At 36.1% G+C, this 13,648-nt stretch carries 19 protein-coding genes and 1 tRNA gene; 13 read left to right on the plus strand and 7 right to left on the minus strand.

Annotation, left to right across the window (positions count from 1 at the left end):
- The first annotated feature begins 11 nt into the window (after positions 1-11).
- The 7 genes from M3Z76_RS14610 to M3Z76_RS14640 all read left to right on the plus strand — a co-directional run bounded on the left by M3Z76_RS14610 (position 12) and on the right by M3Z76_RS14640 (position 5,020).
- Positions 12-1,265, plus strand: coding sequence for a hypothetical protein (locus tag M3Z76_RS14610; protein ID WP_293928324.1), 1,254 nt, complete (start codon positions 12-14; stop codon positions 1,263-1,265).
- Positions 1,262-1,576 carry a hypothetical protein gene (locus tag M3Z76_RS14615; RefSeq protein ID WP_293928322.1) on the plus strand — a complete coding sequence of 105 codons (315 nt, stop codon included), beginning with the start codon at positions 1,262-1,264 and terminating at the stop codon, positions 1,574-1,576. The genes M3Z76_RS14610 and M3Z76_RS14615 overlap by 4 nt, the downstream gene beginning before the upstream one ends.
- A 53-nt stretch (positions 1,577-1,629) precedes the next feature.
- Entirely contained in the window at positions 1,630-1,782 is a 153-nt protein-coding gene (locus M3Z76_RS14620) for a hypothetical protein (RefSeq protein ID WP_293928321.1), read from the plus strand.
- Between the two features lie 86 nt (positions 1,783-1,868).
- Positions 1,869-3,596 (plus strand): phage tail spike protein, encoded by a 1,728-nt coding sequence (locus M3Z76_RS14625; protein ID WP_293928320.1) that lies wholly within the window; start codon positions 1,869-1,871, stop codon positions 3,594-3,596.
- A 16-nt stretch (positions 3,597-3,612) separates the two neighbouring features.
- Positions 3,613-3,801, plus strand: a complete 189-nt coding sequence (locus M3Z76_RS14630) for a hypothetical protein (protein ID WP_293928318.1) — start codon at positions 3,613-3,615, stop codon at positions 3,799-3,801.
- A 77-nt stretch (positions 3,802-3,878) separates the two neighbouring features.
- The gene (locus tag M3Z76_RS14635) at positions 3,879-4,271 is read left to right on the plus strand and encodes a phage holin family protein (protein ID WP_293928316.1); all 393 of its coding nucleotides are present in this window, start codon (positions 3,879-3,881) and stop codon (positions 4,269-4,271) included.
- Positions 4,271-5,020 (plus strand): N-acetylmuramoyl-L-alanine amidase, encoded by a 750-nt coding sequence (locus tag M3Z76_RS14640; RefSeq protein ID WP_293928314.1) that lies wholly within the window; start codon positions 4,271-4,273, stop codon positions 5,018-5,020. The genes M3Z76_RS14635 and M3Z76_RS14640 overlap by 1 nt, the downstream gene beginning before the upstream one ends.
- 63 nt (positions 5,021-5,083) lie before the next feature.
- On the opposite strand, the gene M3Z76_RS14645 is transcribed toward M3Z76_RS14640, so the two are convergent.
- The 5 genes from M3Z76_RS14645 to M3Z76_RS14665 form a co-directional block, all read right to left on the minus strand.
- Positions 5,084-5,290, minus strand: a complete 207-nt coding sequence (locus M3Z76_RS14645; protein WP_293928312.1) for a helix-turn-helix domain-containing protein — start codon at positions 5,288-5,290, stop codon at positions 5,084-5,086.
- Positions 5,287-6,420, minus strand: coding sequence for a homing endonuclease associated repeat-containing protein (locus tag M3Z76_RS14650; RefSeq protein WP_293928310.1), 1,134 nt, complete (start codon positions 6,418-6,420; stop codon positions 5,287-5,289). The genes M3Z76_RS14645 and M3Z76_RS14650 overlap by 4 nt, the downstream gene beginning before the upstream one ends.
- A 13-nt stretch (positions 6,421-6,433) precedes the next feature.
- Positions 6,434-6,895: a hypothetical protein gene (locus tag M3Z76_RS14655; protein ID WP_293928308.1), complete on the minus strand. Its 462-nt coding sequence runs from the start codon at positions 6,893-6,895 to the stop codon at positions 6,434-6,436.
- 224 nt (positions 6,896-7,119) lie between these two features.
- Complete coding sequence (locus M3Z76_RS14660) at positions 7,120-7,689, minus strand: hypothetical protein (RefSeq protein WP_293928306.1); 570 nt, start codon at positions 7,687-7,689, stop codon at positions 7,120-7,122.
- Positions 7,690-7,770: 81 nt separating this feature from the next.
- The gene (locus M3Z76_RS14665) at positions 7,771-7,989 is read right to left on the minus strand and encodes a helix-turn-helix domain-containing protein (RefSeq protein ID WP_293928304.1); all 219 of its coding nucleotides are present in this window, start codon (positions 7,987-7,989) and stop codon (positions 7,771-7,773) included.
- Between the two features lie 125 nt (positions 7,990-8,114).
- Here M3Z76_RS14665 and M3Z76_RS14670 point away from each other — a divergent pair, with 125 nt between their 5' ends.
- Together M3Z76_RS14670 and M3Z76_RS14675 are read left to right on the plus strand one after the other, a co-directional pair.
- Complete coding sequence (locus tag M3Z76_RS14670; RefSeq protein ID WP_293928302.1) at positions 8,115-8,285, plus strand: hypothetical protein; 171 nt, start codon at positions 8,115-8,117, stop codon at positions 8,283-8,285.
- A gap of 37 nt (positions 8,286-8,322) precedes the next feature.
- Positions 8,323-9,186 (plus strand): helix-turn-helix domain-containing protein, encoded by an 864-nt coding sequence (locus M3Z76_RS14675; protein WP_293928300.1) that lies wholly within the window; start codon positions 8,323-8,325, stop codon positions 9,184-9,186.
- 192 nt (positions 9,187-9,378) lie between these two features.
- Here the strand turns inward: M3Z76_RS14675 and M3Z76_RS14680 are convergent.
- Positions 9,379-9,450: transfer RNA gene (locus tag M3Z76_RS14680), tRNA-Arg, on the minus strand.
- 228 nt (positions 9,451-9,678) lie between these two features.
- Here M3Z76_RS14680 and clpP point away from each other — a divergent pair.
- Positions 9,679-10,269 (plus strand): ATP-dependent Clp endopeptidase proteolytic subunit ClpP, encoded by a 591-nt coding sequence (clpP, locus tag M3Z76_RS14685; protein WP_293928298.1) that lies wholly within the window; start codon positions 9,679-9,681, stop codon positions 10,267-10,269.
- Positions 10,270-10,457: 188 nt separating this feature from the next.
- On the opposite strand, the gene M3Z76_RS14690 is transcribed toward clpP, so the two are convergent.
- On the minus strand, positions 10,458-11,075 hold the full coding sequence (locus M3Z76_RS14690; protein ID WP_293928296.1) for a spore coat protein: 618 nt from the start codon (positions 11,073-11,075) through the stop codon (positions 10,458-10,460).
- A 78-nt stretch (positions 11,076-11,153) separates the two neighbouring features.
- On the opposite strand from M3Z76_RS14690, the gene M3Z76_RS14695 reads away from it, so the two are divergent.
- The 3 genes from M3Z76_RS14695 to gap all read left to right on the plus strand — a co-directional run bounded on the left by M3Z76_RS14695 (position 11,154) and on the right by gap (position 13,631).
- Positions 11,154-11,387: a glutaredoxin family protein gene (locus M3Z76_RS14695; protein WP_293928294.1), complete on the plus strand. Its 234-nt coding sequence runs from the start codon at positions 11,154-11,156 to the stop codon at positions 11,385-11,387.
- Positions 11,388-11,541: 154 nt separating this feature from the next.
- The gene (locus tag M3Z76_RS14700) at positions 11,542-12,573 is read left to right on the plus strand and encodes a sugar-binding transcriptional regulator (protein WP_293928292.1); all 1,032 of its coding nucleotides are present in this window, start codon (positions 11,542-11,544) and stop codon (positions 12,571-12,573) included.
- A 44-nt stretch (positions 12,574-12,617) separates the two neighbouring features.
- Positions 12,618-13,631: a type I glyceraldehyde-3-phosphate dehydrogenase gene (gene gap, locus M3Z76_RS14705; RefSeq protein WP_293928290.1), complete on the plus strand. Its 1,014-nt coding sequence runs from the start codon at positions 12,618-12,620 to the stop codon at positions 13,629-13,631.
- The last annotated feature ends 17 nt before the right edge of the window (positions 13,632-13,648 follow it).

Here is a 13,648-nt window from a genome sequence, read left to right on the forward strand (position 1 = left end):
GAGTTTGAAGCATGACTTTATATAATACTCAATCGCCAATAACAAGGGAAGAACGTAACAATATCAATGCAACATGGCAGGATATTTTAAATCGTTTTAATAACTTACAACGTCAAATAAATATCCTAGCAGGCGATAATGATGTAGATGAGTTAATACAACGTATCACTGATACGGTAAATAATGCAGATGCAACATTAGCAGATTTACAAACAGCATTAAGTGACGCAACACAATTAATTGACGATATGGTTGCCGCCACCACGTCCGCTACCGAAGCGGCAAACGCGGCTAATCAAGCAACAGCAGACGCTACGCAATTAATCAGTGATATGACAGCGTTGCAAGGTGATTTAGAGCAATTGCAAACGTCACTAGAGCAAAGTATTACAGATGCGACACAAGCAACCACAGGAGCAATTAATGCTACTACAAACGCTAATCAAGCAGCACAAGACGCCCAGCAAGCGAAAGCAGACGCAGACAATGCAGCACAAAGAGCAGAGAGTGCAGCAGATGCTATTGCTGGCTGGGGACAAGCTGTGCCATACGAAAGCGGTACAATTTACAATCGTAATAATTTTGTAACGCATGAGGGTAGCACATACCAGGCTAAACACGATGGAGTAACATCTATACCAACCACAACCACAGACTGGATTTTAATTGCTCGCAGGGGGTTAGATGGTCAAGGGGCAGTACAAACCGTTAATGATCAATTGCCTGACCAAAACGGCAATGTCGATGTAGGTATCGCTAATATTAATGGTCTACAAGGCGCATTAGATGCAAAAGCAAACAATGCAGATTTGACATCGTTAGAGGATGTAGTTAATACACATTTGGACAATACTAAGATGTTTGCAACCGCAAAGTTGCCTGCGAATCAAAGTAGTGTAAACAACAGTGAAACTTATTTGGCGCTATCATCATTAAGTTTGAGTAATGGAGCCGATTTTTTAGTTTGGGATGGCACAAATAATAAACTTAAAATTACTAAAAGCGGTATTTATGAAATCCTGTTAAATGTACACTTTAGTCCAAATGCGACAGGATTTAGATATGTACAACCCCACAGTGCGTCATTTTCCGTCACTGTTAATGCTACTGGAGGGGCTTCACCTACTCGCCTACAAGCAAAATTCAAAGGAACATTAACTACAAATACGTTATTAGAGCTGGTGGCTATCCAATCGAGTGGCAGCGCATTAGATATACTAAGTATTAGTAATGTCGTAATTACGAAGGTGGCGGATTTATCATGAGGATAAACGGAGTAAATGTTGGTGTATTGCATACAGAGTTAAATTATAATGGCATTTATCCATACCCCGTTTTTAATTATGGGGATTATGGTGATTTTACTTTTGCGGATGATACAGATATGGATTTAGTGCAACAAATCATCGATGCACACGATCCGACACCAATTTTACCAACACCAACTGCTGAGGAACGAATGACACAGTTAGAGCAAGAAAACAAATTATTAAAAGCGCAAAATGCAGCACTAGTAGAACAAACGGAATTTCACGAGGAAGTATTGACAGAAATTATTCTGACGATTAACTCATGATGTTCCGTTTTTTATTACAAAAAATATTAATAAAACTAATAGGAGATGATTTTATGATGGCATTATTACTAGCACAACGAGTTATTTTAATGAAATTGGAGTTTGAGGCAGTACCAAGCACGCTAAAACCACAAGTGTATGAGCATTTAGCGGACAGCGGTGTCGAGTTTCTAGCTGGTGATTATCAGCCACCAACTACACCATAGTCCAATTATGTGTAGTAAACAAATTAACAACTTAATATCAAATATTTATCAGCCTTCTACATTGGTATTGTGGGAGGCTATTTCATTTGAAGGGCGGTGATAAATTGTTTTATGTTACTAGTTTAGATAACTCGCAAGTTGAGCCTTTAATAAATATAGGTACAGATTTTAAAATGGAGCAGGACGTAGAAGGCACTTATACAGTGTCTTTTACTACATTTCCACATGACAATCCTGCTTATGATATTTTGCAGTCAGAGAGTGTCATAACTGTGGACGGCAACGATTTTAGAATTAAAGTATTTAATGACAATGCGCATAGCAAAACAGTCACAGCGTTAAGTATTTTTTATGACCATTTAAAGACTTTTAAGCATGGCACATTTGAGGGTAGCCACACATTAAATAATCATCTGAATTTTGCGTTAGGTGGTACAGGATGGACGTTTACAGTAGATGCAGCTATAGCAAACGTCACAAATTATATACGCTCATTTGGCAATGATAATGTGGTTAGGTTAGTGCAAAAAATATGCAAGGCGCATGAGGTTGAGTTTGAAATTTTGCCAAATAAAAAACTGCATTTTGCTAAAGAAATTGGCGGCAACAACGACTATCAATACCGTTATAAACACAATATATCATCAATTGTTTTACAAGAGGACACAACTAACTTGGCAACGTATATAAAAGGCTTTGGTAAGGACGGCTTAACGGTCGAGTATACGTCCCCTAACTCATCAATTTTCGGAGTGAGGGAAGAAGAACCTGTAAAAGACGAACGTTTTACAGACGCTACAGCTTTATTAAATTATATTAAAAGCAAGCTACAGGACGAGCCACAATTGGCAATCGAAACAACCATACCCGAATTAGTATCAAGGGCAAACGGCGAGCGTGTATGGCTGATTTATGAGCCGTTAGGTGTCGAGATGTCCACGCGCATATTAAAGCAAACAAAAGTTTTAATTGATGGCGAATTGATTACATCAAGCGTAGTATTTGGTAACTCTTTGCCCAAATCGTCAGAGGATATTTTGGCAGACCATGAAGAAAAAATCGGTGATACCAATGAATACATTGATGAAACAAAAGAAGAACTCAATGAAAAAATAGAGGAAGCAGAAGGGGAATTTAGAAGCTCAATCACTCAAACAAATGAACGTATTACACTTGAAGTTGAGCAATTAAATACATCTATTGCTACAGTTGATATTAAAGCAGATAACATAAATTTATCTGTAAACAATCGCATCACAAATGAAGTAGCTGCTATCAATGTGCGTGCAAATGCAATTGAATTATCAGTATCAAATTTAGAACAAAATACTAATGCAAGTATTAGTGTCATGCAGTCTAGTATTAATTTAAAAGTTGATAAAGGCGGAAGTATAACGGACATTAACTTGACACCGGGTGTTGCTACAATCAATGCCGACAAAATCAATCTAAATGGCGCAGTCATGGTCAATGGCGATATCAGTGGTGCGACAAATATTAATGTAAATCGTGATGTACTAATCGGTAATAATTTATACTTACGAGGCAGTGGTAATAGGGCGATTGTATTTGGACAGAATCAAATACAAGAGCTTGATGGCGGGGAGTTGTACATTGGTAGCAGAACCTCAATTGGTGCTTTCACTCGCTTTCATGGACAAGTCGATTTTTCAGCAGCATATACAGTGGGACTATCAGTTGACAATGCTAATAGTGTTAATGGTTACACAATGTCTTATAGTACGAGTGGTGGTAAAAAATATATGACTTTTAGACAAAACGGAAGCTATTTAGGGCAAGTAGAAATTAATTAAAAGGAGCATGAGAAACGTGGATTATCAAGTACAGCTAAACAATGGGCAGGTAATTAATTTAACAAATGCAGAGTTTGACGCTGATGTTTTTACAGCGACATTAAATAATCAAAGTATAACTTTTGTCAATATTGGCGGAGCAATCATCAACAAGCATATTATTGTTAGTGTGCTGCCAACAACAGCAACGCAGTCAAATGACTAGCGTTATTTTTATTGCCTTCCACAACTATTCTGTGGAGGGCTTTTATTATTAAAAATACAAATTGAAGGGTGAGGTTTATGGATATGATTGAGTATTTGCAACGTTTTTTGGAATCTGATGATACAAAACTAATCTATATTTTAGCGCTTATTTTAAGTGCAAATTTAATAGATTTTACAATTGGCTGGCTTAATGCCAAGTTTAATAAAAAAGTAGATTTTAGCAGCGCTAAAGCGATATTCGGAATTGCTCGCAAGCTTATTTTATTTATCGTACTTGTATATGCAATTCCAGTGGCTTTATTAATGCCTGAGCCGTTGGGGATTAGTGCATTATATGTGTTATACATCGGTTACTTATTAAGTGAGATTAATTCGATTTTAAATCATTTCAAGTTAGCTGATGACGATAAAAGCATGGACCCATTTATTGAGTTTTTCAAAGGTTTAATGCGTAAGGGGGATAAATAATGATTACAATTTCACCTGGTCACTGGACAGTCGGAACAGGCGCAAGGGACATTATAGACGAGGTAACAGAGGCTCGTAAAGTCGCGAAGCGTGTAGTAGCTATATTGCGTGAGGGCGGTGTGCAAGCTAATTACATTGAGGATAATGTTTCAAAAAATCAACAGCAAAATTTAACGTATCTAGTTAATGAGCATAAAAAAACTTCTCGCAAGCTCGATGTGAGTGTGCATTTTAACGCATCTACTGGACGTCAACAGCGAGCAATCGGCACAGAGGTGTTATACAAAGGTGGAGCGTTAAAAGCCCTGTCAAGCAAGCTTAGCGGCGTCATGGCTAATGCTATGGACGTTCCCAATCGCGGTGCTAAATATCGTGATAATCTTTATTTTTTAAATAGCCTTCCACAGTCCATTTTATTGGAAGTTTGTTTTGTGAATAGCGTAAGCGATGTAGTTGGATATAACGAACATTTTGAAGCGTTATGCCAAGCAATTGCAACGGAATTAGCATTACATGTTGGTGTAAAATTAAATGAAAAGAAGGTGCGTACAATGGAATTTAGTAGTCCAGCATTAAAAAATGAAACAGAAACTACACTAGCAAGCGCAGCACGCAGGAAGATGATTGTTGAAGCCGCTATTGAAGCAGGAGCAAATAAAGAAGTGTGGATGGCAAAACTAGAAAATAAAACAATTACAAATGATGATTTATTAGGTTTAGCAGCTAAAGCGATTGTTGACAGTAAATAAATTTAAACCCGCCTTTCCGTTGTGGAGGGCGGGGTTATTTGTTTTTTAAGTCTATTTATTAAATCAATTTTTCGATATTTGTTCCATAAACTCTGTAGATAGTATCCACGTTTTAGAGGATAAACGAATAAGACCTTCTGAAACCCAACCGTCGATTTTCTCTTGACCAACAACAGAAGGCTTGAATTTATTTTTTAATGTTTGTGGATTTATATTATACCGTTCGGCAGCTTCAACAATCGTCATAAAATCATTTATTGTCTTTGTCATTTTGCTTTTCCTCCATTTTTTTCATGAATTTCATTCCAAACATCTTCCATATTAGTTTTATTAAACTTGCGGAAAATTGTTGTAACAGGATACTCGCTAAGGTTTTCTAATTCTTTATATGTCACTTTTCCAAATTTCTTATAAATACGTTTTAACTCCTCTTCGACTTCCTTTTTTGTTATTAAAGACAGTCGCGTTTTTTTGATTTTTGGAACATTTGCCAAATCTCTCAAACGATTCATCGTACCAAAGCGTACTATGAAAACATCGGAATTATAAATATCTGATGAATGGTCTAAGTCGTCAGTTGTTGGAATACGCCCGATTTTTTTATAAAAATCATGATAAAGTTCCAGCAATTCTTCGTTATTATGAACCACCGTAGTAGGTGTGAGAAACGGTGGATCTATATTTAATTCTTTACACATATTTGTGTAATTTTTAAAATATTTTTTGCAACAAGAATAAAAAAAGGAATGGTTTTTGATTAAATAAGTCGAAGATGGTATAGTTTCTAATTTGTTTATTTCTGTTAGAAACCATTCGACAAAATCTTCTTTAGAAAGATATTTCTTATTTGCTTTCAGGTTAAGTGATTCTAATAATTCAGACCAATTACACCTGAACCGTGATAGTATATAGCGCGAAGCTGGAAATCCTTTTTTTCTTTTTTTATCAAATGTACGTAAATGATTGGACTTAATTCGATTTAGTTCTTTCGAAATTTCGTCTAAAAAGGCTTCATCATCCATTTTTAGATACTGTTTATCAACCAAACGTATTTGATTTACACTGTATCCTAAAGATTCCGCATATTTCAGGTACGAAAACCCAAAGTAAGACTTGAAATTCTCGTAAGAAAAAAGTGTATTGTCACTTAATATTTCTTGTCTTGTAAATGGACGACCATTAAGTGCAATTTGTTCATCTATCAATTTAATAATTTCTTCTTTTGTCCAATTTTTGCGGGTGGGTTTAAACCCCGCGAGTTCAATAGCATTATTCCAAGAACCAAACCGCTTTGAAATTGCTTGGTTCTCTCTGATGTCCCTTTTTCTTGGGATTTTCCCATAAATTCTGTGGTATTCTCTTATTTTATTCAATAAATCCTCGTTAGTATATTTGTACATATATTTCACCTGCCTATATCTGTGTTGGTAAGTGTTTTTGTATAATAGAGAATATTTCTTCTGCATTTTCCTTGATATATTCTTTTCCGAATGACGCTTCTGTTTGCATATCATCTTCCCATCGTTGTTCAATTTCTCTCCATTTGACATAAAGTTCCTTCGCGTCAAATTGAACAATAGTTTTGTGGCAAATAGCTAAATCTTCTCCATTCATTCCTGAACTATTCAACATTTCGCCTTCGAAAATAGTTACTTGTATATTGCAACGTTCGATATCATTTACGTTAAGTGACGCATAATTAATCCAATAATCATATAAATCAGCCATCGCCTCTAGTCTATATAATTCTTTAAGAGAGTAACAACTAACACCCTCTTCCCAAAAACCTTCTTCTGCAACCCCTTGAATACTAGAACGGTGGTCAGCACCTCTCCAATGCCCATCCATATCCAATCTTATAAATAATTCTTGCATAAATAATTTCCTCCTGTCACCCTTTGTTAATTCTATTATAACCTATATAGGTTAATTTGTAAACCTTTTTAGGTTAATATTTTTAAATTAAAATTATATATGTTGAATAACCTGTGAATACATAAATTACCTGTCATTAAATAAGAGTGTTCGTTCTGTGATTAAAATAAAAAAGCCACTCATTGAGTGACCTTTGGTGTGCCTTCCACAGACTATTGTGGGGGCTACTCTGTATATAAATTGCTTTCTAATTCTTTAAAAGCCGCTACAGCTTTTTGTACAAATTCATCTGACCATTGAATTTTCTCATTCATTTCATTTAACTTCGCTGAGCTATTTGTTTCTAAAACTTCCATAGCAATTTTGGCAGCTTCTTGACGGTTTACAGAAGCATAACTTAAATTTTCAGCAACCTCTTTGGCTAACTTTTTATTTTCTTTACTTAATTGTTTTACTGGAACATCATCATCCATACTCATTTCACGGTAAATGTCATGTACTTTTTGTATTTGAGTATATGCATCTTGTGTAGATATATCATTTTTCTCTGCACGGTCCATTACAATAACCCAAATATTATTCCAAGTAGAATCGAATTTTTTTACGTATTCATCAATGAAAATCTTTGTTTCGGCTTCATAATAAGTCAATTCTTTATTTTCTTTTGGTTTCTCTTCCTTTGCTACTTCCTCAACTTCTTCCTTGTCCTCTACAGATTTTTGTACCTCTTCCTGATCATCGCCACAAGCGCCTAATAATAAAGCTAACGAGCTAATTAAAAATAATTTTTTCATTATATGCAACTCCTTTCAATTACCATTTTAGGTAATACATAAAGAAAAGTACATAACAAAAAACAGACAACTTTAAATTAGTTATCTGTTTTTTACATGACCATTATCTTTTGCTATGAAATTAATTTCTAATTTAACTCCTAGCTCCTCTGTAATTTTCTCCAAGTCAGCAACGCTATAAGTTCCGTTTTTCATTTTCAAAGACAAATTAGATTGTGACATACCGATTTTTTCGGCAAGCTGTGTAGCTGTCATGTTTCTATCTACAAGTAATTTTTTTATTTCTTTTGTTAAATCCATTTTTATCATCTCCTTAAATAGATAGTAATATAAATTATTAATTTAATCAATAATTTATTTGACAAATTAATTAAATAGATATATTATTTGTTTAACAAATAAATTATTAAAGGGAGCTGGAAAATATGAAACGTTCAGAAAAAATTGCAAAGTTACAGCGTATTGTTGATAAATATACAGCGCAATTGGAATCAAAAGAAAATGGTCGTTTCGGTCGTACTGTACGATTGTTGGGACTGACACTAGCAATAGCGGATTTACAAATGGAATTGTTCGCATACGGTGAGGATGAATAAATAATTATTTTTAATGTAGGAAAGTGAGGTGAGAACAATGGCAGTGTTTGATTATTTAGAGCAATATGCAACATTTCAATCTGTGGAGGACATGGACAAGTCTGTGGAGGGCCACATGGCAGAACATTACTTTAATCTAACGGAAAGCGAACGTGCCATTGTTTTCATGCTCGCTAGCCGTTCTTTAGCTTATCCTGGAGCGTGCCACCTTAAAGCTGATACGATTGCTACTAAATTAAATATTAGCGCTAAAACGGTGTATAGAGCAGTTAAAAAATTAAATGAGCTAGGCATCATTAAAAAGGTAACAACAATTCGCGATAAAAATGGCGGTCAAGGCGCTAATGTATATGTAATTTTACCTTATGTCCCACCGCAAATGTCCGAGCGTGAGAATGCTAATACAAGCGATAATAACGCAGTTTGTGAGCCTTCCACAGAAAATCAACCATCTATTTCTTTTAATCTTAAAAATAATTTATTAAATAATACGTATGCTACGCAGGCGTCCGCTCAAAAATCTGTGGACGACAATAAGCCTTTAAAGACAAAAGAGCAAACACCATATCAGCAACTTAAATCATTAGTTATGAGCGTGCTTGGTGATAGTAAATTAGCAAGTAAAATGTATGGTATCTATTTAGCGCAAAATAAAAACGCTATTATACCAACTTCATTTGAAAATGTGATTGAAGCAGCCAAACACACGCTAAACGCATATAAACGCAAATACAATAGCGCCAATCCTGTGGACAGCATAACAGGGTACTTTAATAATACTTTGCGTAATATCGCTTGTAAGGCATCGGAAATGGCTTGTAAGGAGCTTTTGAATAGTAGTTGGTTGGATAGTTTGGACAAGGCTTACGAGGACCACGAAATGAGTTATTATGAGTTGTAAAAAGACCACCCGTAATTGAGTGGTCTTGAAAGATAATTGTTGTGTATAATGTGTAAAAAATGTGTAAAATAATAAAAAAAACTTGGATAAGGTTTGATAAGTCTGTTATTAATAAATCATCAAAAATCCTTATGCACCAACGCTTTTAAGCCTTTATTCATTTTTTAAAAATATTGTTTATAGACCTCAAAACGCCCTCGGAGGGAATCGAACCCCCAGCGGAAGAACCGGAATCTTCAGTGTTATCCATTACACCACGAGGACAAGTGCAAAAATTGTGCAAAGCTCTGAATGGTGATAAAATTGTCGTATGTGCAAAAATTAACGACTTTCCCATTATACAAATGTCAGACGAATATTTCAACATAAATTTATAGAGTTTATATTTGACCTTTCTTGACTATAATGTGTATGATAAGGATACAGTTGAAGAAGCTTAACTTTTCAACAATTTAGTATATGAATTTACCTTTTATAAAGGAGGATTTTTCAATGAATTTAATTCCTACAGTTATTGAACAAACAAACCGAGGTGAGCGTGCTTACGATATTTATTCACGCTTGCTAAAAGATCGCATCATTTTATTAGGGAGCGCAATTGATGACAATGTAGCGAACTCTATCGTAGCACAGCTATTATTTTTAGAGGCAGAGGACCCAGATAAGGATATTTCCTTATACATCAACTCTCCTGGTGGTTCCATTACGGCTGGCATGGCAATTTACGATACAATGAACTTCATTAAGCCAAAAGTGCAAACAATTTGTATCGGCATGGCTGCATCAATGGGTGCCTTTTTATTAACAGCTGGTGAGCCAGGCAAACGCTTTGCTTTACCGAATGCTGAAGTGATGATTCACCAACCACTTGGTGGTGCACAAGGGCAAGCGACTGAAATTGAAATCGCTGCAAAACGCATTTTACACTTACGCGAAAAATTAAACACAATCATGGCTGAAAAAACTGGTCAAGATTATGCAACAATTTCTCGCGACACAGACCGCGATAACTTCATGACAGCTGAACAAGCAAAAGCTTACGGCTTAATCGATGAAATTATTGATCGCAATCAAGTAAAATAATATGTATATAAAAAGCTGCCTGAAAACGCGTTTTCAGGCAGCTTTTTTGGGGAATCGCAGATAAACTATAAAAATTCGCAGATATTTCAGTGAATTCCGCAGATAACTTAAGAAAAATCGCAGATAAGTTAGGGAAAGTCGCTGATATAGTAAAAAAGAGCATCCCTCATACGGGGGATGCTTGTTTTTTAGTTCGGCATGTTTTTGGCCATTTGACCCTGCCCATACATATTGAGCATTGCCTGCATATCGGCTGGCGCTAATTGTGGCACCTGATAGTTGCCTTTTTTGTTTTGGTAAATGGAGATTTCGTAAGCCATCTCAATACAGTTTTTGATGGAATCTTGTAGCACGCGACGCAATACAGGGTTACACGTTTCAAGTGCTGCTGTTGTTTTGCCTGTAGCGCTAACTTTATGTGCGCCTAAAATGCAGCCTGCAATAATTGCATCATCTAGCTCACTCGCCATCTGCATTGGCTTTTTCGGCTCACTAGGTGTGAGACCGTATTTGAAATCGTTACCTGTTTGCATATTGTATGTGCGAGTAGGATGCTGTGGATCATGACCTGTTTTATATGCTTCGACTGTAATATTGTATTCATCGAGCATAAATGCATATTGTTTGTCCATAATGGACAGTAACTCTGGGTCCTGTACATGGTCACGTAACAAGACAAATTGATTTAAGCCGCCAATTGCTGCACTTAGCACCTCATGTACATCAAAAAGCTCATGTCCGCCATGGTTTGTAGAAAGTGGTCCCATTGATTGCTGTTGTTGCTCTTGTTGGAAATCGCCTGTCATTTATTTTTCCTCCTATCAAAATGTCGTACATTTTATAGGTTGGCTAATTTATGTTATTTTATACATGGAGGGATGTTCATGAAAATCGTTAATTTTTATTCAAGACCTCATTGCCATTTATGCGAAGAAGGCTTGCTAACGTTGAAGCTTGTACAAGAGGATTGTTCATTTGATATAAATATAATGAATATAGAGGAAGATGATGCATTGCATGAAAAGTATATGCTGATGATTCCAGTTGTTACTTATGATGAGGAAGTTATACAATATGGTATACTGGATTATGCAACATTGCTTGAAGCACTGCAATAGTAAGTAGTGCTTTAAAGTTTTTAGACAAAAGAATTGCCAAAATTTATATACGTGTATATAATGGATATAGGAAGTAAATTTTTTTTACCTCTAGTGGGACAATTTTTAAAGTGCGGGACAAAAAATGTCCATACTTTTGTAGAAGGTGATGTTGTTGAACAGTAACTCTATATATGAAGTACAGCGCAAGCTTCTACCAGAAATGGATGAGTTGCTTAAAAAGCGCTATCGCTTATTGCAAACAATCGCATTGCAAAGCCCCATCGGAAGAAGAGCTTTAGCTGATATTTTACAGCTAACAGAGCGTGATGTTCGCAAGGAGACACAGGTTTTAAGCGATCAGCAATTGATCCATATTCAAGCAAAAGGCATGGTTTGCACAGAATTTGGGTATACCGTTTTAGAGCAATTAAAAACATTGTTTCATGAACTTACAGGTATTTCTAAAAAAGAGCAGCAGTTAAAGGCTGCACTCAATATTAACAAAGTCATTATCGTACATGGCGACATTGAGCAAGATGTGAGCACATATTCCTTAATCGGAAAAGAAGCAGCGTCAGTTATTATGCAAAACGCAAAGCCAAACTGCAAAATAGCGGTTACTGGTGGTACGTCAGTTGGTTCAATTGGAGCGTATTTACAGCCTCATAAAGCTTTGCAACATGCACAATTTATTGCAGCTCGTGGCGGTATAGGTGATGAAATAACAATGCAGGCAAATACGCTCGTAGCGCAATTTGCTGAGCAATGCCATGCAACATATCGCACGTTATTTTTACCAGAGCATTTAAGCGAGCAAGCATATAGCGCCATGAAGGATGAGCCAATTGTGAAAGAAATGATTGAGCTTTATGACAATATTAATATTGTTATCCACGGTATTGGTGAAGCGATGGAAATGGCAGATCGCAGGCAAAGCAGTGAGGACGATAAGCGATTATTGCGTGAAAAAGGCGCAATAGCTGAAGCATTTGGTTACTATTTTGATGAGCAAGGTCAAATTGTTCATCATATTCGTACAATTGGCATTCAGTTAGAGCAAGTTCAGCAAAGCGATTGTATTATCGCCATTGCGGCTGGTGCGAGCAAGGCAAAATCAGTACAAGCTTATTTTAAAAATCCAGTAAAAAATACAATTTTTATTACGGATGAAAGTGCAGCAAATGCAATTTTAAAAAATCTATAACGAGCAACAACGCTCTTATAAATAAAATTTTGGAGGAATTTCAAATGACAGTAAAATTAGCAATTAACGGATTCGGACGTATTGGACGCAAAGTATTTCGTGAAGCAATGAATAATAGTGAAGTAGAAGTAGTTGCAATTAACGACTTAACAGATGCAGGTCAACTTGCACACCTATTAAAGTATGACTCAGTACACGGTATCTATGATGCTGATGTGCAAGCAGGCGAAAATTCTTTCACTGTGAACGGTAAAGAAATTAAAGTATATGCAGAAAAAGACCCAACGCAATTACCATGGGGCGAGCTAGGTGTAGATATCGTTCTTGAGTGTACAGGTATTTTCAACAATAAAGAAAAATTAAGCTATCACTTACAAGCAGGTGCGAAAAAAGCGATTCTTTCAGCGCCAGCAAAAGGTGATGTGCCAACATACGTAATGGGTGTAAACCATGAAGACTACAATCCAGAAACAGATGATGTATTATCAAATGCTTCTTGTACAACAAACTGTCTTGCACCATTAGCAAAAGTGTTAGATGAAAAATTCGGTATCGAGCGTGGTTTAATGACAACAATCCACTCTTATACAAATGACCAACGCATTCTTGACTTACCACATGCAGACTTACGTCGTGCGCGTGCTGGTGCGTTATCAATGATTCCAACAACTACAGGTGCAGCAGTAGCCGTATCAAAAGTATTACCTCAATTAAAAGGTAAATTAGATGGCTTCTCTATGCGTGTACCAACACCAAACGTATCATGTGTAGACTTAGTTGCAACATTGAAAAAAGACGTAACAGTTGAAGAAGTAAATGCGGCATTAAAAGAAGCAGCAGAAGGCGATCTAAAAGGTATTTTAGATTACAACGAGCTACCATTAGTATCATCTGATTACAATGGTAACGTAAGCTCTTCAACAATCGATGGACTTTCTACTATGGTACTAGAAAACAAATTAGTAAAAGTTATTTCATGGTACGATAACGAAAGCGGCTACTCTGCACGTTTATTAGACCTTGCATTATATGTAGCAAGCAAAGGATTCAACAAATAATATAGCCTGACTAAAAG

Origin of the sequence: Metasolibacillus sp., assembly GCF_025291715.1 — a bacterium.
Taxonomy (GTDB): Bacteria; Bacillota; Bacilli; order Bacillales_A; family Planococcaceae; genus Metasolibacillus; species Metasolibacillus louembei.

Bases quoted from the DNA above. Each gene is read 5' to 3' on its own strand.
- M3Z76_RS14660 (WP_293928306.1), bottom strand. From the start codon at position 7,689: ATGAAAAAATTATTTTTAATTAGCTCGTTAGCTTTATTATTAGGCGCT.
- M3Z76_RS14670 (WP_293928302.1), top strand. From the start codon at position 8,115: ATGAAACGTTCAGAAAAAATTGCAAAGTTACAGCGTATTGTTGATAAA.
- M3Z76_RS14665 (WP_293928304.1), bottom strand. From the start codon at position 7,989: ATGGATTTAACAAAAGAAATAAAAAAATTACTTGTAGATAGAAACATG.
- M3Z76_RS14690 (WP_293928296.1), bottom strand. From the start codon at position 11,075: ATGACAGGCGATTTCCAACAAGAGCAACAACAGCAATCAATGGGACCA.
- M3Z76_RS14620 (WP_293928321.1), top strand. From the start codon at position 1,630: ATGATGGCATTATTACTAGCACAACGAGTTATTTTAATGAAATTGGAG.
- M3Z76_RS14675 (WP_293928300.1), top strand. From the start codon at position 8,323: ATGGCAGTGTTTGATTATTTAGAGCAATATGCAACATTTCAATCTGTG.
- M3Z76_RS14640 (WP_293928314.1), top strand. From the start codon at position 4,271: ATGATTACAATTTCACCTGGTCACTGGACAGTCGGAACAGGCGCAAGG.
- M3Z76_RS14645 (WP_293928312.1), bottom strand. From the start codon at position 5,290: ATGACAAAGACAATAAATGATTTTATGACGATTGTTGAAGCTGCCGAA.
- M3Z76_RS14695 (WP_293928294.1), top strand. From the start codon at position 11,154: ATGAAAATCGTTAATTTTTATTCAAGACCTCATTGCCATTTATGCGAA.
- M3Z76_RS14655 (WP_293928308.1), bottom strand. From the start codon at position 6,895: ATGCAAGAATTATTTATAAGATTGGATATGGATGGGCATTGGAGAGGT.
- clpP (WP_293928298.1), top strand. From the start codon at position 9,679: ATGAATTTAATTCCTACAGTTATTGAACAAACAAACCGAGGTGAGCGT.
- gap (WP_293928290.1), top strand. From the start codon at position 12,618: ATGACAGTAAAATTAGCAATTAACGGATTCGGACGTATTGGACGCAAA.
- M3Z76_RS14610 (WP_293928324.1), top strand. From the start codon at position 12: ATGACTTTATATAATACTCAATCGCCAATAACAAGGGAAGAACGTAAC.
- M3Z76_RS14635 (WP_293928316.1), top strand. From the start codon at position 3,879: ATGGATATGATTGAGTATTTGCAACGTTTTTTGGAATCTGATGATACA.
- M3Z76_RS14650 (WP_293928310.1), bottom strand. From the start codon at position 6,420: ATGTACAAATATACTAACGAGGATTTATTGAATAAAATAAGAGAATAC.
- M3Z76_RS14615 (WP_293928322.1), top strand. From the start codon at position 1,262: ATGAGGATAAACGGAGTAAATGTTGGTGTATTGCATACAGAGTTAAAT.